General features: G+C 44.6%; 17 protein-coding genes. 1 reads left to right on the top strand and 16 read right to left on the bottom strand.

Translation table 11 applies throughout. The features are described 5' to 3' along the window. Positions 1–6: 6 nt before the first annotated feature. From F0364_RS09845 to F0364_RS09915, 15 genes are all read right to left on the bottom strand, one after another. The gene (locus F0364_RS09845; RefSeq protein ID WP_153797605.1) at positions 7–1,797 is read right to left on the bottom strand and encodes a BatD family protein; all 1,791 of its coding nucleotides are present in this window, start codon (positions 1,795–1,797) and stop codon (positions 7–9) included. Positions 1,798–2,308: 511 nt separating this feature from the next. After that, on the bottom strand, positions 2,309–2,893 hold the full coding sequence (locus tag F0364_RS09850; RefSeq protein ID WP_153797606.1) for a DUF420 domain-containing protein: 585 nt from the start codon (positions 2,891–2,893) through the stop codon (positions 2,309–2,311). Between the two features lie 287 nt (positions 2,894–3,180). Then, a complete protein-coding gene (locus F0364_RS09855) occupies positions 3,181–3,993 on the bottom strand; it encodes an SCO family protein (protein WP_153797607.1) in 813 nt (270 codons plus the stop codon). Positions 3,994–4,074: 81 nt separating this feature from the next. Beyond that, positions 4,075–4,539, bottom strand: a complete 465-nt coding sequence (locus F0364_RS09860) for a cytochrome C oxidase subunit IV family protein (RefSeq protein WP_153797608.1) — start codon at positions 4,537–4,539, stop codon at positions 4,075–4,077. 22 nt (positions 4,540–4,561) lie between these two features. Continuing rightward, on the bottom strand, positions 4,562–5,242 hold the full coding sequence (locus F0364_RS09865; protein ID WP_153797609.1) for a cytochrome c oxidase subunit 3: 681 nt from the start codon (positions 5,240–5,242) through the stop codon (positions 4,562–4,564). 384 nt (positions 5,243–5,626) lie between these two features. Continuing rightward, positions 5,627–6,202 carry a cytochrome c oxidase subunit 3 gene (locus F0364_RS09870; protein ID WP_153797610.1) on the bottom strand — a complete coding sequence of 192 codons (576 nt, stop codon included), beginning with the start codon at positions 6,200–6,202 and terminating at the stop codon, positions 5,627–5,629. A gap of 28 nt (positions 6,203–6,230) precedes the next feature. Next, positions 6,231–7,181, bottom strand: coding sequence for a heme o synthase (gene cyoE, locus F0364_RS09875; protein ID WP_153797611.1), 951 nt, complete (start codon positions 7,179–7,181; stop codon positions 6,231–6,233). A gap of 302 nt (positions 7,182–7,483) precedes the next feature. Then, positions 7,484–9,325: a cytochrome c oxidase subunit I gene (locus tag F0364_RS09880; protein ID WP_153797612.1), complete on the bottom strand. Its 1,842-nt coding sequence runs from the start codon at positions 9,323–9,325 to the stop codon at positions 7,484–7,486. Positions 9,326–9,404: 79 nt separating this feature from the next. Next, complete coding sequence (locus F0364_RS09885) at positions 9,405–10,475, bottom strand: cytochrome c oxidase subunit II (protein WP_153797613.1); 1,071 nt, start codon at positions 10,473–10,475, stop codon at positions 9,405–9,407. A 79-nt stretch (positions 10,476–10,554) separates the two neighbouring features. Beyond that, entirely contained in the window at positions 10,555–11,790 is a 1,236-nt protein-coding gene (locus F0364_RS09890) for a quinol:cytochrome C oxidoreductase (RefSeq protein ID WP_153797614.1), read from the bottom strand. A gap of 37 nt (positions 11,791–11,827) precedes the next feature. Then, positions 11,828–12,493 carry a c-type cytochrome gene (locus F0364_RS09895; RefSeq protein ID WP_153797615.1) on the bottom strand — a complete coding sequence of 222 codons (666 nt, stop codon included), beginning with the start codon at positions 12,491–12,493 and terminating at the stop codon, positions 11,828–11,830. A 44-nt stretch (positions 12,494–12,537) separates the two neighbouring features. Beyond that, positions 12,538–13,122, bottom strand: a complete 585-nt coding sequence (locus F0364_RS09900; protein WP_153797616.1) for a DUF3341 domain-containing protein — start codon at positions 13,120–13,122, stop codon at positions 12,538–12,540. Between the two features lie 112 nt (positions 13,123–13,234). Next, the gene (nrfD, locus tag F0364_RS09905) at positions 13,235–14,674 is read right to left on the bottom strand and encodes an NrfD/PsrC family molybdoenzyme membrane anchor subunit (RefSeq protein WP_153797617.1); all 1,440 of its coding nucleotides are present in this window, start codon (positions 14,672–14,674) and stop codon (positions 13,235–13,237) included. Positions 14,675–15,116: 442 nt separating this feature from the next. Continuing rightward, a complete protein-coding gene (locus tag F0364_RS09910; protein ID WP_235921045.1) occupies positions 15,117–18,239 on the bottom strand; it encodes a TAT-variant-translocated molybdopterin oxidoreductase in 3,123 nt (1,040 codons plus the stop codon). A gap of 95 nt (positions 18,240–18,334) precedes the next feature. Beyond that, a complete protein-coding gene (locus tag F0364_RS09915; protein WP_153797619.1) occupies positions 18,335–19,594 on the bottom strand; it encodes a c-type cytochrome in 1,260 nt (419 codons plus the stop codon). 238 nt (positions 19,595–19,832) lie between these two features. Between F0364_RS09915 and F0364_RS09920 the strand changes: the two genes are divergently transcribed. After that, positions 19,833–20,117: a DUF6787 family protein gene (locus F0364_RS09920; RefSeq protein WP_153797620.1), complete on the top strand. Its 285-nt coding sequence runs from the start codon at positions 19,833–19,835 to the stop codon at positions 20,115–20,117. 67 nt (positions 20,118–20,184) lie between these two features. Here the strand turns inward: F0364_RS09920 and F0364_RS09925 are convergent, their stop codons facing one another. Continuing rightward, a complete protein-coding gene (locus F0364_RS09925) occupies positions 20,185–21,699 on the bottom strand; it encodes a SusD/RagB family nutrient-binding outer membrane lipoprotein (protein WP_153797621.1) in 1,515 nt (504 codons plus the stop codon). Positions 21,700–21,717 lie beyond the last annotated feature (18 nt).

Here is a 21,717-nt window from a genome sequence, read left to right on the forward strand (position 1 = left end):
GGGGCTTTATAATCCCAGCCGGTCTATTACGTCCCGTAATTTCTGCATTGTTGTGGCTTTGTTGCTTTCATTTATCATACCCGAGTAAAGGGCAAATTCCGCATTGCGGATAATTTCAATGCAAGCTGCGGCAGAAGCATCATCTTTCCGCTCAGTCTTCAGCTTAAACAACAGGTCTTGTAAAGAGCCGTCTGTATTAAATGTTTCTTTTAATGCCTGGTGTAGTAACTGTTTTGCAAGGCTGTAAAAAATTTCCGCATCCTGTGTTTCCCCCAGGTTTGCCAGGGCCTCGGCAAAATTAGTTTTAACAGGTTCTGCTACAGGTATGGGGGCCGTTTCCGGCAAAGGCAAAGAAACATCTCCTGTATCAGTCATGGTGGCGCCGGCAGCATTCTTTGTTTCTTTTTTTCTCAACGTAAAAAATAGCAGGATAGATGCTGCCACAGCAATGCCCGCTACAATCCACAAGTATTTGGTATTAGAAAAATCCTGCGTTTGCTGTTGGCTGCGTGCTGCGGAAACCGTAGGCGCCGCCTTCATAATAGTAAGATGCAGGCTATCTGTGCGCAAGGTTTTGTAAGTTTTTTCAGCAGGGTCAAAATAGCTCCAGGTAAAGGGCTCAAAAATTTGCCGGCCTTCTTTTAATGCAATAAATGGTATTTCAAAAATAACACTACCCCTTACAGGATAACTGCTATTGTCAACTGCTTCTTTCTTGGCAGCTTCAAAATGTTCGGTATTGGCAGGCCATTGGCTGCCCGGTTCTTCAACGCTTTGAAAGTTGCCATTACCAGAAACTGTAATAAGCAACCCATTGCTTTCACCAACGGCAGTTGTGGCATTTTTCAGTTGGGTTTTAATAGAAAAGTTCCCTACTGCACCTGTAAACCCGGCCGGCTTGCCATTTTGGGGCAGGGGCATTACTGTAAGTGCCACGGGCGGGTTACTTATTTCTGCAGAATAAGCCTTAGGCTTGTACGGGTTACCGTTTTCCAAAAAGTTTACTGTATTTTCAATCTTTAAGGCATCCAACGTTAGCTGCCCTTCCTGTAAAGGGATAACCGCTACTTTTCTTACCAGGTAAACCCTGTAATTTTTGCCGTTTATTTTTTCAACAAGCGGTTGCTGGTCTCCGGTAAGTTCTATAACGCTGCAGCCGGAAAAGGCAGGCTGTTTGGTTATCCGCGCTTCAGTATGTACAGCGGTGTACATTTTATAGGTAACTAAAACCGGTTCGCCGGTATAGCAGTTGGTCTTATTTGCGGTTACCCTTACAAAAATATTTTCCCGCATAATGGCAGCAGGGTCATCACCGGGTTTCAGGGCAGGATCTTTGGGAAATAAATCCTGCAATGCAGGTTCATTAAACAAGGGCTGTAATCCTCCGCCTGAAGGTGGTGTGGCTGGCGATACAGAGGTTTTATTGGTAACGGTAATGGTAATACTTTTACAGGTTAGTTTTTTGCCATCGGCAACTATTTGCGTGCCGGGTAAAACCAATTTGCCGGTTCTTTTGGGAGAAAGGGTAAACAGGTAACTGAAAGATTTGCTTACCTGCCCATTAATACTAACCATGCGCTGGCTGGTATAAGGTCCGGACAAAACATTCCAGTCATCAAAATCGGGCTGTAAAAAACCTGAAATGTCTGAGCCGTCCTTTATTTCATACGCAACATCCAGAACATCATTCCTGCCAATGGAAGAAACCCCGGTGCTAATGGTAAAACGCTGGGCCCCGGCTTGTGTAAATGATACCGCTAAACAGTAAAAAAGTAAAAGAAATTTTAAAGCCCGCATACTTACAAATATAGCAGCCTGTGTGCTAATGCGTAAATACCGGGCAGGTTAATGTGCGGTTAAAGCAATTATGTGCTTTGCCGGTAGCACATTTCAAATTAAACCATCTTACATATAAAGTACTTCGTACTTGCCTTTGGGCATACCAAGCTATCGCAAAGGGCCGGGCAGAACTGCATCCTCAAGCATTCTCAAAGCAACATTTAGTTGCTTTTTCCAGTTGTGCTGCAATCCCTCCCGCAGAGGTGCAGCTTGCTTTTATTTTAGAAAGCTGGCTGTAAAACCATTTACCAGCGTCAAATACCTGCTATTGTCTTTATAAACTCAGTTCTATGCCCATTCCAGTAGCATTTGCAACATCTGGCAGTTTTAAATTCGTGCTGGCAGTTTTTATACCCGTATAAAAAATGGGCACATTCGGGGCAAAGACTGCCCATTTGCGAAGTATCTGCATAGTATTCGCTTTCACATTCATCACAGCTTTTTACAACACGGTTATTGTCCACTTGCTTTATAAATAATAGGGCTTAATCATAAAATACACAATGGGCCCTGTTATGGCTACATAAAACCACAGGGGCCATGTGTACCTTGCAATCTTTTTATGTGCAGGCCATTCGGCAATCATGGCACGGTAAGCAGTAAACAAAATGAAGGGTAAAATAACGGCAGCCAGCACCACATGCGTGCCCAGGATAAAGTAGTAAATACCCCTTATACTGCCCACGGCGGCTTTTTCATCATCGCTTAGCAGGCCATCATGGTTAACATCTCCAAAGCGGGCTTCGCCACTAAGCAGTTTGTGAATAATATAAGACACCAAAAAAGCAATTGACAGTACCAGGGCGGTAAGCATAACTTTTTTGTGCAGTTCATATTTTTTATTCTTAACCGCCACCAATGCAACCATCAGCAAAACCGCCACCGTGGCGTTTACAACGGCGTTAAACAGGGCAAACACATGAACATCGAAGCCCAGGCTTACATCCAGCTTTACACGGCCCAACGCTACTACCACCGCAAATACCACAAAAGAAAAAATACCAATAAGCCATCCGGCCTGTTTATCATTTTTACGCAAAGAAGCAGATAACATATATATACATTGTTTTTAACGCTGTTACTAAGTTTAATACAATCTTCCAGGCAAGCACAAAGCAGGCATTCAGGCAATCATCATTTCCCTGCCTTATACAACCAGTCTGCAAAAGCAGCGACGTATTACACTTTCGGGTGAGGGATTGAAGCGGTTACCCCGGTGAGGCCATCGCAGCAAGGCCTTGTGCCGGAGTAATAGCGGAAAGCCCGGCACGAGGCACGAGGGACACCCTCTGAAAAATCTTATCACCACAGGATGCAACAGCCCTTATCCCGATGAGGATTCTATGCTGTTCCTGGTTTTTTCCTGAATATCAACCTTACCCCTACCACCACAATGACACCTGCCAGTACAAAAAAGAAACCCATTAGCGCAGGGTCAAACGGCAGTTTGGCTTTTACGCCTTTTTGTTTTTCCAGCATTAACACACCAATATCCCTTGCCAGTTTGGTTAGCGATGCAGAATCCAGCCCATTGTAATAGCCCCGCACGTTATAATCCCGGTCAATTAATACAAAACGGCTGGTATGCACAAAATTGGGGTCAACAGGTTCATCACTAAATTTATCTACCCGCAGTTGCTCAAAAGCAAAATTATAAATGGAATCTTTAGCCCCGGTTAAAAACCACCAGTTATCGTGGTTTACCCCAAAGCGGTCAGCATAATTTTTCAGCCGGGGTACAGAATCTCTTTCCGGATCAACGGTAAACGAAATAAACTGCACGATGGATGTATCAATCTTTTTACGGGTATCGCCACCCCTTAAAAAAGATTGCTGCATTTTGGCCATGTTGCGGGTTAGCGTAGGGCAAATAGAACCGCAACTGGTAAAAAAGAAATCTGCAACAATGGCTTTTCCCTGTATATCGTACAGGTTTACCGTATCGCCCAATTGGTTAAGCAGCCTTATGTCCGCCACTTTATGCCATACGGTATCCGTTACCATTTTGCCATCCCTAACGGTGGTAATGGTAGTATCAGGCAGGTAACGCCGCGGTATGTCAACAGCGCCGTCGCTAATTGACCGTATATACAGGTAACTGGCAAGTGGTATAAGAATAGCAATACTTAATGCCAGTGCAGCCTTTTTATTCATAATAACGGTATAAAAAAACCATCGCAGCAGCGATGGTTTAAAGTATGTTGTAAAAGTAAAATCAAATTTTTGCCAACCTCACTACTCCACCGGCTTCTTTTCTTCTTTGCCATGCTCTTCAGCTTCGTGGCTGTTGTGGTGTTCAGCGGGTTTTGCCTTTTCTTTGCTGGCCTCCAGGTGATGGCGGTCGTAAGTGTTGCGCAGGTTTTTGTAAGAGTTGCCATCTGCCAAAAAAGCGATGATGAACCATACAAAAAGCAGCAAAGGGACCGTGATAGTCATAATAAGATTTTTTATTTCATGCTTAAGGTGCATAAAATAACCCACTATGTAAAACGCCTTTGCCATCATCAGCACGATGATAGTTGCTTTTATCATGTGCCTTTTCATGTTTTCCGGCATACCAATCATCCAAAAACCCAATATCAACTCTACAATGGTAAGTACGGTTAGTATGACTGTTACTTTTATAATTTCTTTTGTTCCGCCCCCGGCATGGGTATCATGTCCGTGGTGCGCTTCGCTATGGTGTGTTGTATGCTCCATTCAATAAGGTTTATCTGCTTGATTAAATAAGGTAAAAACAGGTGAACACAAATACCCAAACCAGGTCCACAAAGTGCCAGTATAAACCAGCTTTTTCAATCATCAGGTAGTGGCCGCGTTTTTCAAACACATTGCAAAGTGTCATTATCAACATCACTATATTGATAATTACACCCGAAAAAACGTGAAATCCATGAAAGCCTGTTATTGTAAAAAAGAAGTTGGTAAAATTGGTAGTGGCGTTGGTTCCGTCTGCATTAGGAAAAGGGTTGCTGCCCCACCAGGCGCCTTCATGATGCAGGTGCGTCCATTCCCATGCCTGGCAACCCAAAAAGGCAAGGCCGCCGATAATAGTAAGAATAAGATTGATTACCACACTCCTCTTCTTCATTGCATGGCCGGCCTGTACTGCCAACACCATTGTAACAGAGCTGATAATCAAAATAAACGTCATGATACTTACAAACACCAGCGGGGCATTGGCTGTTTCCGCTGCCAGAGGGTAAGATTTAAATACCTGGTTGGGGTCAGGCCAGCCATTGGTGGCAAACCTGGTAGTTCCATAAGCAATCAGGAAAGCGCCGAAAGTAAAGGCGTCGCTCATTAAAAAATACCACATCATCAATTTTCCATACTCTACGTCAAAGGGGCTTTTACCACCTCCCCACCATCTTGGGCTTGCCGTTGCAGTTGTTGTTGCCATGTTTGTAAGAAAATTTCGTTCGCAAATTTATTGGCTCGTGTTCAAAAAAGCTGCATTAATCACAACTTTTATTATTTATCAGTTACCTGTAACCTGTTGGTTTATGCGCCCTTCAGGCGGCATTTTTGTTTTTTGGCACCGGGCAGACGGAACCGCTATTTAACTTCCGTTGCAACGATAGTTTGTTCATTTTCACTCTTTCAGTGAAAGAATGAAAATGAATAACTCTTGTACTGTAACAATTCTATTCATCAATTGCACAGTAGCCTGCCCTGAGCAAAGCGAAGGGTCCTTTACGCTATTCACCAGCCCTAAACACATCCCTTCTTCTTACTTTCCAAATCTCCATCCTGCCCTTTTTGGCTTCGCACTTTTTCGTACTCTTTAAACCACACTCAGAAAAATAAAAAGGTAAATCCATAGTATGTCAACAAAATGCCAGTAGGTACTCACAATTTCTATAGATACCGGGCTATACGTTTTCCGGGAGCTGCTAAATGCCCGAAAAAATATTACCAGTAAAGCAATTACACCGCCCAATACATGCAGCACATGCAAGCCTGTTATAATGCCTAAAAAAGAGGCGGCAGGGTTGCTGCCAACGCCAAACAACTGTACGCCGCTCTGCTGCAGGTGCCCAAAACCCATCCACTGTAACACCGAGAACAACAGGCCAAGCACCACTGTAACCGTAAGCAGGTTTTTGTACCTGCCCATTTGCCGGGCCTTAAAAGCCTTAAGCGCCAGGTGTATGGTTAAGCTGCTTACCAAAATAGCAGCCGTTGAATACCAGAAAACTTTGGGCAGTGGAAACTCCAGCCAGTTGCTCTGGCTTTTCTTTACCACGTAAGCACTGGTAAGCCCCGCAAACATCATCACAATACTGCCCATCGCCACCCACAAGGTAAACTTGTGCGGGTGTATTTTTTTTCTTTCAGGGCTTGTAACACTACTGCTCATATACATACAAATTCCACGTTTTCTAACATTACTGTATACTAACCTTATCAGCCAGCAAACTTAACAGCACTACCGGCAGATATATATAACTGCTGAACATTACCCTGCGGGCAGACGGCACATCCATTTTTATATACAACCTTATGCATTGTACTACCATAAACAGGTTGGCCGCTAATACAATCCACAAGCTAATACGCCCTGTAAGCCCCATGTAATAGGGCAACATACCCACCGGAACCATCAGCACCGCGTACATAACAGCCTGCAACGCGGTAAATTTTGTGGGCCCTTTATCCGCTGGCAGCAACTTAAACCCGGCCTTGCTGTAATCGTTATGCGCTACCCAGGCAATAGCCCAAAAATGCGGGAATTGCCACAAAAACTGTATGCCAAACAAAGCCCAGCCATTCATATTGGAAATGCTTGTATTGGCTACTACTATCTTTTCAAAAGGGTTAATCATATCTGTAGCGGCAACCCAGCCTATCAAACAGGGCAAAGCACCTGGCAATGCACCTACCAATACCGCTATAGAACTAACCTTTTTAAGCGGCGTATATACCCATGCGTACAGGAACAAACTAAAAGCCGAGAGCAATGCGGATGAAGGGTTAAAGAAATACCACATCATACCCACGCCCAGCATACCGGCAACAGCGGCAAAAGTAAGTGCTTCGCTTACACTCATCCTGCCATCGGCCACGGGGCGTTTGGCAGTTCTTTTCATCATGGCGTCAGTATCCTTTTCCACCGCCTGGTTAATGGCATTGGCACTGCCTGTAACCAGCATACCCGCTGTAAAAAGCAGTATAATATTAAGCCATGAAAAAGCTACAATATTGGGCGCCAGTAAATAACAGATAACACAGGAAAATACCACTGTGAAACTCAAGGTAAATTTTACCAGTTGGGTATAATCCTTCACCCTGGAAGCCAGTTGAAAGGATGCGGATGATGTGTTGATATGCTCTGCCATATTCTGCACGGTAATCTTTTTAATTCCGGCTTTACCGGCCGGATTAATTCACACAAAATGCTCAGGCTGCACACGTCTGCCCCCGCGTGAGGGATAGAAGCGGATACCCCGCTGAAGCCTTTGTGTGGGGGCTTTGTGGCGGAGTAGCAGCGGATAGCCCGACCCCTTGCGATAGCTTGGGGGCACGCCCTGAAAATTTAAAAGAACAATATTGGTTTTTTTGAACCTATTAAAAGCAATGCCCCTTATACCGGGGCATTGCTTGATATGTTGTACTTGCGTTTTTCAATTTCATAGCCCGTTTAGTGGTGGCTTTCATTTTCGCCAACAGGCTGGGTTTGCGGAATAAACTCGTGACCGTCTTTTCCGTAATCGTATGCCCAGCGGTAAACTTCGGGTATTTCACCGGGCCAGTTACCGTGGCCTGGATTGATGGGCGTAGTCCACTCAAGCGTAGTAGAACCCCATGGATTTTGAGAGGTTACCTTCCTACCCTTCCAGATAGAATAGAAAAAGTTAATCAGGAACAAAATCTGCACCGCAAAAACAATCATGGCTACAGTTGAAATGAACCTGTTAAGCTCTGCAAACTGTTTAAAGCTTTCCCAGATGCTGTAATCGTAATAACGACGCGGCATACCAGCTAAACCTTCGTAGTGCATGGGCCAGAAAATAAGGTAAGCGCCAATCATAGTTAACCAGAAGTGTATGTAAGACAGCGTGTTATTAAGGTAGCGGCCATACATTTTGGGGTACCAGTGGTAGATACCGGCAAACATGCCGAACATACTGGCCACACCCATTACTATGTGGAAGTGGGCGATAACAAAGTAAGTATCATGCAGGTGGATATCAAGTGCGGAGTTACCCAGCCAGATACCAGTTAAACCACCTGAAATAAACAAGCTTACAAACCCAATGGCGAACAGCATGGCCGGTGTAAACCTGATATTGCCCCGCCATAACGTAGTAAGCCAGTTGAACACTTTAATGGCCGAAGGAACGGCGATTAACAGCGTTAACAATACGAATATGGAACCGAGGAATGGATTTAAACCGGTAACGAACATGTGGTGCGCCCATACCAGGAACGCCAGTATTACAATGGCGAACAGCGAACCTATCATGGCCATATAACCAAAGATGGGTTTGCGGGCATTGGTTGACAAAATTTCGCTAACCATACCCATGGCCGGTAACAGGATGATGTATACCTCCGGATGGCCCAGGAACCAGAACAGGTGCTGGTACAATATGGCGCTGCCACCTTCGTTGGGGAGGGCCGTATTGGTTGAGCTGAGGAATATATCTGAGAGGTAGAAGCTGGTACCAAAGTTTCTGTCGAATATCAGCAGTATGAAACCTGAGAACAAAACCGGGAAAGACAATACACCCAATACCGCTGTAAAGAACAATGCCCAGATGGTAAGCGGCAGCCTGGTCATGCTCATGCCTTTGGTACGCATGTTAAGCACGGTGGCAATGTAGTTAAGGCCGCCCAGCAGTGAGGATACCACGAACAATGCCATGGCTATCAACCACATATCCATACCTGTTTTAGAACCGGGAGAGGCATCGCCAAGGGCGCTTAGGGGAGGGTAAGCCGTCCAGCCACCACTGAAAGGGCCACTTTCAACAAAGATGGAAGACATCATTACCACGCTGGCTGCGAAGAAAAACCAGTAGCTAAGCATGTTCATGAACGGCGAAGCCATATCACGGGCGCCAATTTGCAGTGGAATAAGAAAGTTGGCAAAAGTGCCGCTGAGGCCGGCTGTTAATACAAAGAACACCAGTACCGTACCGTGTGTGGTAACCATGGCGTAATAAGCGTCTGCTGTAATACGGCCTTCCTTGGTAACCCAGTTTTTATTGATGTCGCCCAGAATATCTGTCAGCCAGTGATAGGAAGCCTCAGGATAGCCTAATTGTATCCTGAAGATCACGGACATCAAACCGCCCACAACAGCCCATACCATACCGGTAATAAGAAACTGCTTGGCAATCATCTTATGATCCTGGCTGAAAACGTATTTTGAAATAAACGACTGGTGATGGTGATGATCGTGGTGGTCTCCATGATGAGCATCCGCATGGTGCGAAGTATCAACATGGCTTCCGTGCAAAACAGCTTCGTTACTCATATCAAATTATTTATTGTACCAACTATTTTATGTTCCGTCTCCCGGATATTCTATTAAATTTCAACCAGCTCTACGCTCTTTAGTGCGCAGCAGCAGCTACTGCCTTTGCGGCAGTGGTATCAGCACCGGCTGCCGGGGCCGCAGGTTGTGCATTGGCCGGGTCTTTATCAGGAAAAGCCGCAAAATAGTTGGGCTTTTGCTTGGCAAACCAGGCATCATACTCCAGTTGGGTAACCACTTCAATTACGCCTTTCATGGAATAGTGGCCATTACCGCACATCTGGTCGCAACTGATTTCGTATTGAAAATTGGGGTTCCCGGTTTTTTCCTTCATTTCCTTCGTGGTGAATTTAGGCGTAAACCACAAAGTAGTTGGCGTACCCGGCACCGCATCCATTTTTAAACGGAAATGTGACAATCCCACATCATGTATAACATCCCTCGAATTAATGATAAGTTCTACCGGTTTGTTTTTAACGATGTACATGGTTTGCGTTACTACCACGTCGTCAAAATTCTTTGGGTCATCCCAAATTTGCCCTAACGAGTTGCTGGCAGCCTCGTCAATATTCCTGAAATATTTTTTTCCAAATTCTTTGTCTTTACCGGCATAGCGGAAAATCCAGCCGAATTGTTTACCGGTAACTTCCACTTTCATCGCTTCTTTTGGCGCCTCGCTGGTAAAAGTAAACCAGTTACGAAGCCCGATAACCACGAGCACTGTCAAAGCTATGGCCGGTACAACCGTCCAAACCAACTCCATAGTGTTATTGTGCGGAAAATAAAAAGCTTTTCTGTTATCGCTTTCCTGGTATCTGTAGCTGAACCAGAAGAGAATAATCTGTGTAATAATAAATACCACACCTGTTACAATCAGGGTTACCCACAACATGCTGTCAACCTTTTCTCCCTGAACACTGGCAGATTCATGGGCCAACAATGTTTTATGGTAAAACATTTCGTTGCACACGTATACACCTACAAGACCCAGTACAAGGAAGCCAATCATTAAAAACCCATTCACCTTGTTTTGCTGCCGGCGGCCTCTTTCTTCCCCTTTCAATACTGCTACATATTCGCTGGCCTTCGCAATCTGGAAGATGATGAGAAAGACCAGCACAATAACAGCTATGGTAAAAAACATTGACATGATGCTATATGAATTATCTTATAAAAATTATGTTTCCCTGTTTTTCAATGTTGTATTCCGTATATACCATCCTGAATTATCAGGTATGGTGTATAATACTTTCTTTCATAAAAGGGTGGTACTTTGGTGTTAAAGGCTTTGAAGCCAATGCCTTTCCAACAAAGAAAATGATCATTCCCACAAAGAAGGCCGCTATACCAAAGTCCAGCCAGCTTATACCCGCATCCTCTTTTCTAATGCTGCCCATTACCATTTGGTAAAAATCTATCCAGTGGCCAAAGATGATCAACACAGCCATAAAGGTCATAAGTGTATAATTCCTCTTGGCGGCCCTCTTCATCAGTATTAACAACGGGCACACGAAATTGATGATAAGGTTAAGGAAAAATATTCCTTTATACGGCCCGTCAACACGATGCTTGAAGTAAACTGTTTCTTCAGGAATGTTAGCGTACCATATCAACATGAATTGCGAAAACCAAAGGTATGTCCAGAAAATGGAGAATGCGAACATGAATTTACCAACGTCATGCAGGTGCTCTTCGTTGGCGTACTGAAGATAGCCTTTGTTCTTAAGATAGATAACCCAAAGAGCTATAAGGCTCATACCGCTTACAAAAGAACTGGCAAAAGTGTACCAGCTATACATAGTGCTGTACCAGTGTGCATCAATACTCATCATCCACAACCAGGGAACAGTAGAACCTACTGTTAATGCAAACCAAACGATAAACAACGAAGCTGAAACAGTGTTTCTCCAGATAAAACTTTTTCCCGGCTCTTCACCCCTTAAAGCTGCATCATCCGCCTCTTCGCTCAATTTGCGCATCCTTGCACCCAGCAGCATCCACAATCCAATAGCCAGTGTAGTCCAGATAAGATAGAATGTTGGATTTAAAAAACCAAGTTTTCCTTTCAGCACAGGGTCTTCTTTGGCTTCATCGCTTATCCAGTGGTAAATATGGTGGTTATGATCAACAATTACTACATAAACAAGTATCACAAATGCTATAGGACCAAATATTTTTACCAGCGTAGATATGGCTTCAGGTATACGGCGGATAGCTACCTGCCAGGCGCCCATGGCCAGTGTGGTGATACAAATAAAGAACATGCTGGCATTACAAACAAGCAACCAGAATATGCTGTTGTACATTAAAGTGCCTATAAATTCGGCTTTCTTATGTTCGTCCCCGCTCAGGCCTTTGGTAACAAGCCCTAAGATAAAAGCCAGCACACCTGCGGCAATGAGCCCAAGTGACCATGCCCTCATTTTCGCAGGAATCTCAAATTGTTCTTTTGTTAATGCAGCCATTGTAAATCTCTTTTATAGATACTTGGTATTCAGTTATTTATTTCTTTGCTGTTGATGCGCTGTCTGCAGCAGGGGCAGCAGCGGGTGCTGAACCTGTTTTACCTTGCTTGGTTTTTATGTAATGAATTATCTGCCAGCGTTGCTTGCGGGTTAACTGGGATGCATAGCTGCCCATCAGGTTTTTGCCATAAGCAATGGAGTAAAACATTTGTCCGTCGGGCATGTTTTCGTACAATGCATTACCCACCAACTGAGCGGGTTTTGCAGGATAAGGCCCATTGCCATCTTTATATAAAGGCCCATTTCCATCCAGCTTGGCGCCGTGGCATACACCACAATTAATCAGGTATAAGCGTTCTGCTTCTACCAGTTCTGCCGCATTTAAAGCCGGTAACGGGTTTGGCACCTGCTTAGATGCGATGTAATTGGTTGTATCGCCCTGCTTGTCCTTCGCTATCGGAAAAGGCATCTCTTCGCCACGGGCTATCGTACCAGCCACCGGAAGGTTATTGTAAAATATCCTGTCTTCAGCATCATTCGCATCGGTGGTAAACTTCATCGAATCACGCTCTGAGTAGGTTTCATAAGCACGGCTGTACGCCATATCCGGCATATAGACAGTGCCCGGCTTGCGTTTAACATCGCTGCAGCTTACCAACACTATTCCTGCTGTAATAAAACTTATGATTGCTGATTTTTTCATTTTTATTTATGCTTTATCGGCAAATTTTAAATCCTTTTACCCTGCTATGCTACCTCCACATCTCTTATCAGTTGCTGTTCCTTATCGTAACGGCCCAGCCACCAGCCAGGTTCTGCAACCTGTACATCCACTTCTACCGCACCATTGGCTTTTAAAAACCCTTTCAGGTCTTCTACATTGGTTTTAGCGGTGGTTTCTATTACCATAACAAACAGATCATCGGTAGCGCGGGGATGAAAATGGTGTTTTTTAACAAACGGGGCCAACTGGCACAGGTAGCAAAAAGTTAACACCATGCCTACAGCGGAAAACAACACCGTTAGCTCGAACATGATGGGTATCCATGCCGGCAGCGCAAAGTGCGGCTTACCTCCAAAATTGATAGGCCAGTCTTTGGTCAATATCCAGCCAATACCTGAAAGAGCGGTGGTTGTACCGGTAATACCATAGATAAAACCTGCAGTATGCAAACTGGTTTCCCTTAAACCCATTGCATGGTCAAGGCCGTGCACAGCAAACGGGGTATAGATATCGTGTATCTTATAACCTGCCAGCCGGGTTTTCTTTACAGCGGGAAACAGTACCGCTTCGTCATCAAAACAACCTACAACAAATGTTTTTTTAGCCATACCCCTATCCCCTTAAGGGGGAAATTTAAAGGTTAAAAATTATAGAGCTTATCTATTCTCAAATCCGTACCCATAAGCCGCATGCTCCCGCCCCCTTCAGGGGGTTGGGGGGTTAATGCGCATGTGCATGAGCAAACTCGTCCGGCTCCTGTTCTTCAATTGCCGCCATCTTATCCTTGTAGCTTTCGCCGGATGTCTTCAGCACATATTTGATTTCCGCAATGGCGATAACCGGGAAGTATTTGGCAAACAGGAAGAAACAGGTAAAGAACAAACCGAATGTACCCAGGTAAAAACCCATTTCCCAAATGGTGGGGCTGTAATATACAGACCATGAGGAAGGTAGGTAATCCCTGTACAAAGAGGTAACGATAATTACAAAACGCTCAAACCACATACCTATGTTTACAATTACGCTCATGAAGAAGGTAACGAACAGGTTCCTTCTCATTTTGCGGAACCAGAATATCTGCGGGCTTATCACGTTACAAGCCATCATGCCCCAGTAGCTCCAGCCATAAGGACTGAACAGATTGGCTCGGCTGTACCAGAAAGTGTAGCCCTCATATTTGTTCTGGCTATACCAGCCCATGAATAATTCCGTTAAATACGCCACACCCACTATGGAGCCGGTAGTAACAATTACTTTGTTCATCGCTTCAATATGGCCCATGGTAATGTAATCTTCCATGCCAAATACTTTGCGCACAATAATCATTAGCGATTGCACCATTGCAAAACCGGAGAATACCGCACCGGCAACGAAGTAAGGAGGGAATATGGTAGTATGCCAGCCGGGGATAACCGAAGTGGCAAAGTCGAAAGATACGATGGTGTGCACTGACAATACCAGCGGTGTACTTAAACCTGCCAATACCAGCGACAGCGATTCATGCCTTTGCCAGTGTTTGGTGCTCCCTATCCAGCCAAACGAGGCAACACCATATAAGTGCTTGCGCAGTTTTGTTTTAGCCCTGTCGCGTACGGTGGCAAAATCCGGAATAAGGCCAGAGTACCAAAACAGCAGCGACACGGTGAAGTAGGTTGAGATAGCGAATACGTCCCACAACAGCGGAGAGTTAAAATTGGGCCATAAAGGGCCGCGGGTGTTAGGATAAGGCAGTGTAAAGAAGGCCATCCAAACACGGCCCATGTGGAAGATGGGGAACTGGCCGGCGCACATTACCGCAAAAATCGTCATCGCTTCTGCGGCGCGGTTTACACCTGTTCTCCAACCCTGGCGGAACAACAAAAGAATAGCAGATATAAGCGTACCGGCGTGGCCGATACCAACCCACCACACAAAGTTGGTGATATCCCAACCCCAGCCAACGGTTTTGTTAAGGTTCCACTGGCCAATACCGTAAGTAACCTCGCGGTAAACGCTGTACACGCCAAACAGCAGTAAAGCCACTGCAATGAAAAAGCCTATATACCACAATTTGGAAGGTTTTGCCTCAATAGGGCGGCAGATATCTTCCGTAACCTGGTGATACGTTTTTTCACCATAAACCAGCGGTTCTCTTAGTTGTGATTCGTACTTTAAATGCATCTCTTATTATTTAGACCAGGATATCGCCCTGATTTATCTGAATCTTCTGATGATATTTTTTATTGTCCCGGCGTTTAATACTATGGTCATCGCCTGTTGTGTCACTCACTTGTACTGCAACAATTCTATTCAGCAATTGCCATAGTAGCCTGCCCTGAGCAAAGCGAAGGGTTCGGTTCTTTATGAAGCAAACCCTCCTTCGGGAGAAAGCCTGCAACCATCCCTGAACCTGCCGCACATTGCCGCGCAGCGAACAAGGCGTACAAGAGTGCGACGCAACGAAGCCTCATAGTAGTTCGCCCTGCCGGGCCCAAAATTGTATTTCTACAATTTGTATTTAAAAGAACATTTATTGTAAAAAGCCAGTTTCAACAATGCTTCAACAAATTCACCAAGGCATTGCTGCCACTTGCCTTTTCCCTCTCCCCCACTTGCCCTGTTTTTAAGCATGCTCTGCTTCTTTTTTCTCGGCACCGGCTGCATGGTGTTCTTCTACTGTATTACGCACTTTAGCCAGGTAATTTACGTTGGGCAATACGTGCAACTGCTCCAGCGAAATGAACAACCTGTTAGGGTTTTCTTTCCGGGCTTTGCTCACATTACTTTCCGGATCGTTGGCATTGCCGAAGGTAATACAATCGCTGGGGCAGCTTTGGGCGCAAGCCACAGTAACATCGCTGTTTTGCAGCGGGCGGCTTTCTTTTTTAGCTTTCAGCTTGCCTTCCTGCAAACGTTGTACACAGAAAGAACATTTTTCAATAACACCACGGCTACGTACGGTAACATCCGGGTTAAGCACCATCCTGGTAAGGTCGTCATTCATCAGCATGGTAGCTTCGCTCATGTGGCCCTGGTTATCAGGGAAGCTGTCGGCCCCTGTATAATCGGCCCAGTTAAAGCGGCGTACTTTAAACGGACAGTTATTGGCACAGTACCTTGTACCGATACAACGGTTGTAAGCCATTTGGTTAAGGCCTTCGCTGCTGTGGTTGGTGGCAGATACCGGGCAAACGTTTTCGCAAGGCGCATTATCGCAATGCTGGCACATCAGCGGCTGAAACACCACTTTAGGATTGTCCATATCCTCGCCACTGTAATAGCGGTCAATGCGAATCCAGTGCATATCGTGGTAACGCTTGGCTTCTTCTTTGCCAACTACCGGTATGTTATTTTCGGCATTACATGCAACTACGCAGGCGCCGCAACCGGTACAGGAGTTAAGGTCAACACTCATGCCCCATTTAATGCCCGGTTTGTCGTAAACAGGGTAAATGGTACCGTCGCTTTCAAACTTCTCCAAACCGCCCCAGGGTTCTAATTCCTTGGCACGTTCGTCACGAATTTCGGTTGGTTTATGTTTGAACTCGGCCAGTGTAAGCTCCTTCATCACTTCGGTACGCTTGCCCTGGCTTGTATCGTAAATATTGTGTAATTGTGTAAGCGCCACATCGTATTTGGCACCGGTGGTCTCAATTTTTACATCGGCAACGCTAAAGTCAACAAAATTGCCGTTAGCTAAAGAAGCCAGGTGAAATACATTCTTTCCTACGCCGTTGGAAGCCTTGCCCACCTTTTCCGTACGGCCGTAACCCAGCGCAATGCCGATGGTATTGGCCTGTGTACCCGGAATAATCAGTGCGGGAAGCTCTACAGCTTCTTTACCATTCACGGTAACCTTTACTACTTTTTTAGCGGGCTGTACTTCATAATCATCTGCCTGGCCGCTATTGGTTAAATCAATACCCAGCAAGGTTTTTGCCATTGCGGGAGATACAATAACGTAGTTATCCCAAACGGCACGGGTAATGGGATCGGGCATTTCCTGCAACCAAGGGTTGCTGGCGCCTTGGCCGGCACCGATAGCAGTTTTTTGGTAAAGCACCAGCTCTGTTGCCCCGCCTTTTTTAGCGGAAGAAACAGCGCCGATAGCCCCAGCTACAGCAGTGGGTGAAAAAGCACTGCCTGCAGCAGCAGGTTCAGCCGCCGGGTTAATAACGCCATCCTGCAGGGCTTTGTCCCAGGCATACTCGCTGCCCAGTTTGTTAACCCAATATGTTTTAACAAAAGAAAGATAATCAGAAGTTGCGCCGCTCCACTTCAGCAGGCTATCCTGCCACTGGCGTGTTTTGAACAGGGGGTGAATAGTGGGCTGTATCAAAGAAAAATAGCCTGTTTTGGCTTCCGCATCGCCCCAGCTTTCCAGGAAGTGGCTATCGGGAATGCTGTATTTGCAAAGCTGCGAAGTTTCATCCGCCTTGGGATTGAAAGACACAGTAACTTTTACTTTTTTAAGTGCGTCAGCGAACTTTTTACCATCAACCCAGCTATAGGCCGGGTTAGCGCCATATACCAGCAACGCACCTACGGAACCGGCATTCATTTCGTCAACAAGTTTGGCAAAGTCTCCATCTACGCCCTGGCGAAAGTTATAGGTTGAACTCCAGTCAATGGTATTGCCCCCACTTTGCAAAGCTTCGTTGATAGCGTTAACTACAATCTGTACATTGGGATCGTTGCTGCCGCAAACTACCAGTGCAGCGCCTTTGCTGGCGCTTAACTGTTTGGCAGCCGCTTCTATACCGGCTTTAAGTTTTGCATCGGCAATGCTGCCGGCGCCAGAGCCGCTGATGGCATTGTAAAGTGCTACCACCACAGCGCCGGTTTCAGACGGGCGGTGCAGGAAGCGGTCATCAGCATTAGAACCTGTAAGGCTGGCCACAGTCTCAAAAGCAATGTGGCGGCTCATTTCAGGGTTTTTCTCGTTTATTTTTTTGCCAACAGCGTACTGTTTGGAAAATTCTGTAGGGCTAAGCCAGGTGCCCAGGAAATCCGCACCTATGCTTACAATTACTTTGGCTTTATCAAAGCGGTAAGAGGGTATTGCCCTTTTACCGTAAGTAGTTTCATTTGCCAGCAACATGCCTGTGTATGATACTGCATCGTATTGTACATGGCGGCTGCCGGGATATTTTGCCAGGAACTGGCTGATAACGTCTTTAGTGGAAGGAGAAGTGATGGTGCTGGTAAGGATAACAACCGGAGATGTGCCGATACCGGAAAGGGCCTGGGTTACTGATTTATCCACCGCTTCAAGCGTAACTTCCTTACCATCAATGGATGGGAAACGTAGCCTTGCGGTATCATATAAATCCAGAACAGAAGCCTGCACCCTTGCAGAAGTACCACCTTTTGTAATGGGTGAAAGTTCGTTGCCTTCAATTTTTATTGGCCGGCCATCGCGAACCTTGGCAAGTATGCTTACCACATCTCCATCCTGTACATAAGTGGTGGCGTAAAAACTAGCTGTACCGGGAATGATATCCTCGGGCCTGTTGGCAAATGGAATGGCCTTTTTTACCGGAATTTCGCAACTGGCGGCCATTGCAGCGGCAGCCGTACTAAAACCTAAGTATTTAAGGAAATCCCTTCTGGGGGTGGCAGTCTCCAAAAAGCCTTTGCTATCGCTTTCGAAAGGAAGTTCTTCTTTGAACTCATCTTTCCCGGCCTGCTGAAATGCCTCAGAGTTGTTCAGTTCCCCAAAACTTTGCCAGTATTTTTTTTCCATAATGTGATGATTCGATAATGTGCTGATGTGCTAATGATGCAGAACACTCTTCGTAAACAATTAGCACGTTAGCTTTATAATTTGCTAATAGCTAATTAATAGTGACATTTCTGGCACTCTGTACCGCCTATTTGTTCTACAGTAATACCCTTAGTGCTGTCGAATGTACCATTCTTCAGGTTTTCATGATATTTTTCGTATATGCTGTAGAAACCGTTGTCTTTAAACTTAACGTTGGTAGTACGGTGGCAGTTGATACACCAGCCCATGCTGAGGTCTGAAAACTGGTATACCTCGTCCATCTTGTTGATTTCTCCGTGACATGTCTGGCATTGTACCTGGCCAGCCTTAACGTGTTGGGAGTGATTGAAATACACATGATCCGGCAGGTTGTGGAGGCGCACCCATTCTATGGGTTTTGCTTTGGAAGGATCCCATGGTTTGCCAAACTCGAAACCAGCGTATTTGTAGAGTTTTTGTATTTCCGCAGTACCGTTTACTTCATTTCCTTCGGCATCATAAATTTTAGCAGTACCTGTATATTCATTGATAGCCAGGTGACAGTTCATACAAACATTTACAGAAGGTATGGTAGCCTGTTTGCCATCCTGTGCAGCACCGTGGCAGTATAAACAGTTAACCTGGTTAATACCAGCGTGCACTTTGTGGGAATAAACGATAGGTTGTGTGGGCTGGTATTTTTGGCTGCGGCCCAGGCCTATAGCGCCTTTGGTAGTAAGATAACCACCCACCAAAAAGAGTATTACGGTAAGAAAAGCAATATAAGTTTTGTTTCTCCAGAAAGGAATAGGTTCTTTAGAGCCTACACCCTCTTTGTCATCAGCCATTTTGCGCAGGTTAGCATTAACCTGCAATAATGTAAATGCAACAATAGCAAGGATTAATGTAAGAATACCGAAGAGAAGAGAGCTATCGCCTTCGGAAGCGTTTTTTTCAGTAGGTTCCTTTTCAGTTTTCCCTTCGCCTGGTGGAGGTGCCGTTTTTATATAGTCTAAAATGGCGTCAATTTCCTTCTCACTTAGCTGAGGGAACGGCGTCATTACGTTGTTATTGAATTTTTTCTTAAGATCCGCTGTATAAGCATCTGTAGCCATGAAGCCAGTTGGATTATGTATCCACGCATACAACTTTTTCCTATCACCCCATGGCCCCCTGTCTTCCACACCAGCTAAGGCAGGTCCAGTCAAATCTCGGTTTAACGCGTGGCACGAGGCGCAATTAGCTGAAAAAATAGCCTTTCCATCCTGCGCAACCGCATTACCAGTAAACAAGAAAAGAAACGATAAAATAAATCCTGCAGTAGTGGCTTTGATAATTTTTCTATAGTGGGTCATATTCACAATTCGATTGTTGGAATGTGGAAAAATATCCCTGGACGGCTGCAAAAATATGACACGATGTTGACAAAACACCATCGCATAAAAAATTTTTTTACCCTTGCCCACCTTGAGTTTCAGAGGATTGATTGTTTTGTCATGACAAATATGTCATGAAATTGTAAGCTGGTTTTGTTGTTGGGTTGGCCATTAAGAAACAATACCTGCACCTTTATTTTTTTACCATATTTACGGCATGTTTCAAAAGCTTAAACAAAAATGGAATGTTGGCTGGTTACAGTTTACGCTCATCTTTATCACATTCGCGTTAGGCGGCAGCCTCTGTGGCTACCTTGGGCGCAAAATCCTGGGGCTATTTGAAATTGAACCTGCCGGTGTACGTATCCCACTATATATTATTATCGTTACACTGTTATGGCCTTTCTGTGTTTTACTTATCAGCTTGCCGCTGGGGCAGTTTGGCTTTTTCAGGAAGTATATTGGAAAAATGTGGAGAAGGGTGATGGGGAGAAGGGATTAAAGAAGCCCTGTAAACTTTTGATAGATTTACAGGGCTGTGAAAGTGTAGAAAACTCTTTACTATTCACCTACTCAATAATCCACATTACATCATTACGGGTATCAGAACCTCCAAATTGACTTTGAACAGCAGATTTCACATTTGCTGCATTTGTTGTGTATTCATCTGTTGGATAACGAAACCGTTTTGGAATTGCTTTGTTTTCGTTTGCGATGCCAACTTCCCAGGCAGGAATTCCGGTTCTTCTGTAATTATAATATGCTTCCCATCCAGAGTTCTCAAAAAAGGCTACATACTTTTGCGTTAGTATTTGTTGCAATCCTTCTGAACCATTTCCCTTATATGCAATAGATGGTTGATTTAGAAATACATTAACATCAGTTTCAGAAACTCCGAAGAACTCCATTGAACGCCTGATACCGTTTTTATAATTAGCAGCGGCATCTCCTGAAATCCAACCTCTGTTAATAGCTTCGGCTATATTAAAATAAGTTTCTGATGCTCCAACTTGAATACAGGGATGTCCGGTTTTTGATATCCAATAGCTTCTTTTTAAGGTGCTGTATTGCCCCGCAACTGTTTGAGTTTGTATGTAGCTCTGTAAATCGCCAGTTTTTGCCCCCTTGTAATTTGCGAATGGGTTGTTAGGATCTGCGGCGATTGAGGGTGCAGGAGAAGCAATAATGAAGGTACGTGGATCTTTGTTGGAAGTTAACAAATCAAGCCAGGTAGCACCAATTAATACTCTCGCTGTGTATCTGCTACCATCAAGATCTAAATAGAGAGGATAATAATTGCTAACGAGGCTTTCATTATAAACAATCTGGAGATTTTGATCATTTTCAGTGACTATTGGATACTTGGCAGGGTTACTGATAATTGATTGAAATCTTTCTTTTATTTTCAAGTCACCGTCTGATTCTTTTTTGCTCAAATTTATCAACAATCTCAGTTGGAGTGAGTTAACAATACGCTGCCAGCTTGCTATAGAACCGCCAAAAAAATAATCCCCTTCTATTGAGGCGCCCCCATTCTGGCTGAGAATGGCACCCATTTCGCTGTTGGCTTCTTCCAACCAATTCAGACATTGCAAAAAAACTGATTTTTGATTATCATACTTAGGATAAAATGTGCCTTCCGAAGCTTTCATGGTTTCACTTAAAGGAATATCGCCGGCTTGTAATGATATTTTGCTAAACAAATACGCTTTTAAAAATTTAGCAATGGCCAAATATGATGGTGTTAACTCATCGGACTTTTTGTTCGTTTCTATCTCCAGCCGGTTAACATTTCTTAATGTATTGTAATATCCCCAATTACCAGATCCCCACAAATATGTTTGATCCATATAATACACCTCATTACAAACCATGAATTGTTGCTGAGTTCCAGGAAAATCATCAAATCCCTCAAATGCATCTTCATGTGTATTCTGCAGTATGTTTGTCAGCAATAAAGCCGGGGTAGCCTGGTCTGATTGATTTGGATTTTTTTGCAATTCATCTATTTTTTTGCAACCGGCCAAGATAACGCCAGCGATAGAGAAAAGAAAAATGGCTCTTATAAAAAAGATAGTTTTCATTTGTTTACGTTTTAATTG

Source organism: Foetidibacter luteolus (assembly GCF_009650435.1).
Lineage (GTDB): Bacteria > Bacteroidota > Bacteroidia > Chitinophagales > Chitinophagaceae > Foetidibacter > Foetidibacter luteolus.

Excerpts from the sequence above, each read along its gene's own strand:
- F0364_RS09865 (WP_153797609.1), bottom strand. The coding sequence starts at position 5,242 with ATGGCAACAACAACTGCAACGGCAAGCCCAAGATGGTGGGGAGGTGGT.
- F0364_RS09890 (WP_153797614.1), bottom strand. The coding sequence starts at position 11,790 with ATGGCTGCATTAACAAAAGAACAATTTGAGATTCCTGCGAAAATGAGG.
- F0364_RS09885 (WP_153797613.1), bottom strand. The coding sequence starts at position 10,475 with ATGTCAATGTTTTTTACCATAGCTGTTATTGTGCTGGTCTTTCTCATC.
- F0364_RS09850 (WP_153797606.1), bottom strand. The coding sequence starts at position 2,893 with ATGTTATCTGCTTCTTTGCGTAAAAATGATAAACAGGCCGGATGGCTT.
- F0364_RS09895 (WP_153797615.1), bottom strand. The coding sequence starts at position 12,493 with ATGAAAAAATCAGCAATCATAAGTTTTATTACAGCAGGAATAGTGTTG.
- F0364_RS09880 (WP_153797612.1), bottom strand. The coding sequence starts at position 9,325 with ATGAGTAACGAAGCTGTTTTGCACGGAAGCCATGTTGATACTTCGCAC.
- F0364_RS09860 (WP_153797608.1), bottom strand. The coding sequence starts at position 4,539 with ATGGAGCATACAACACACCATAGCGAAGCGCACCACGGACATGATACC.
- F0364_RS09910 (WP_235921045.1), bottom strand. The coding sequence starts at position 18,239 with ATGGAAAAAAAATACTGGCAAAGTTTTGGGGAACTGAACAACTCTGAG.
- F0364_RS09920 (WP_153797620.1), top strand. The coding sequence starts at position 19,833 with ATGTTTCAAAAGCTTAAACAAAAATGGAATGTTGGCTGGTTACAGTTT.
- F0364_RS09845 (WP_153797605.1), bottom strand. The coding sequence starts at position 1,797 with ATGCGGGCTTTAAAATTTCTTTTACTTTTTTACTGTTTAGCGGTATCA.
- F0364_RS09900 (WP_153797616.1), bottom strand. The coding sequence starts at position 13,122 with ATGGCTAAAAAAACATTTGTTGTAGGTTGTTTTGATGACGAAGCGGTA.
- F0364_RS09925 (WP_153797621.1), bottom strand. The coding sequence starts at position 21,699 with ATGAAAACTATCTTTTTTATAAGAGCCATTTTTCTTTTCTCTATCGCT.
- F0364_RS09870 (WP_153797610.1), bottom strand. The coding sequence starts at position 6,202 with ATGAGCAGTAGTGTTACAAGCCCTGAAAGAAAAAAAATACACCCGCAC.
- F0364_RS09855 (WP_153797607.1), bottom strand. The coding sequence starts at position 3,993 with ATGAATAAAAAGGCTGCACTGGCATTAAGTATTGCTATTCTTATACCA.
- nrfD (WP_153797617.1), bottom strand. The coding sequence starts at position 14,674 with ATGCATTTAAAGTACGAATCACAACTAAGAGAACCGCTGGTTTATGGT.
- cyoE (WP_153797611.1), bottom strand. The coding sequence starts at position 7,181 with ATGGCAGAGCATATCAACACATCATCCGCATCCTTTCAACTGGCTTCC.
- F0364_RS09915 (WP_153797619.1), bottom strand. The coding sequence starts at position 19,594 with ATGACCCACTATAGAAAAATTATCAAAGCCACTACTGCAGGATTTATT.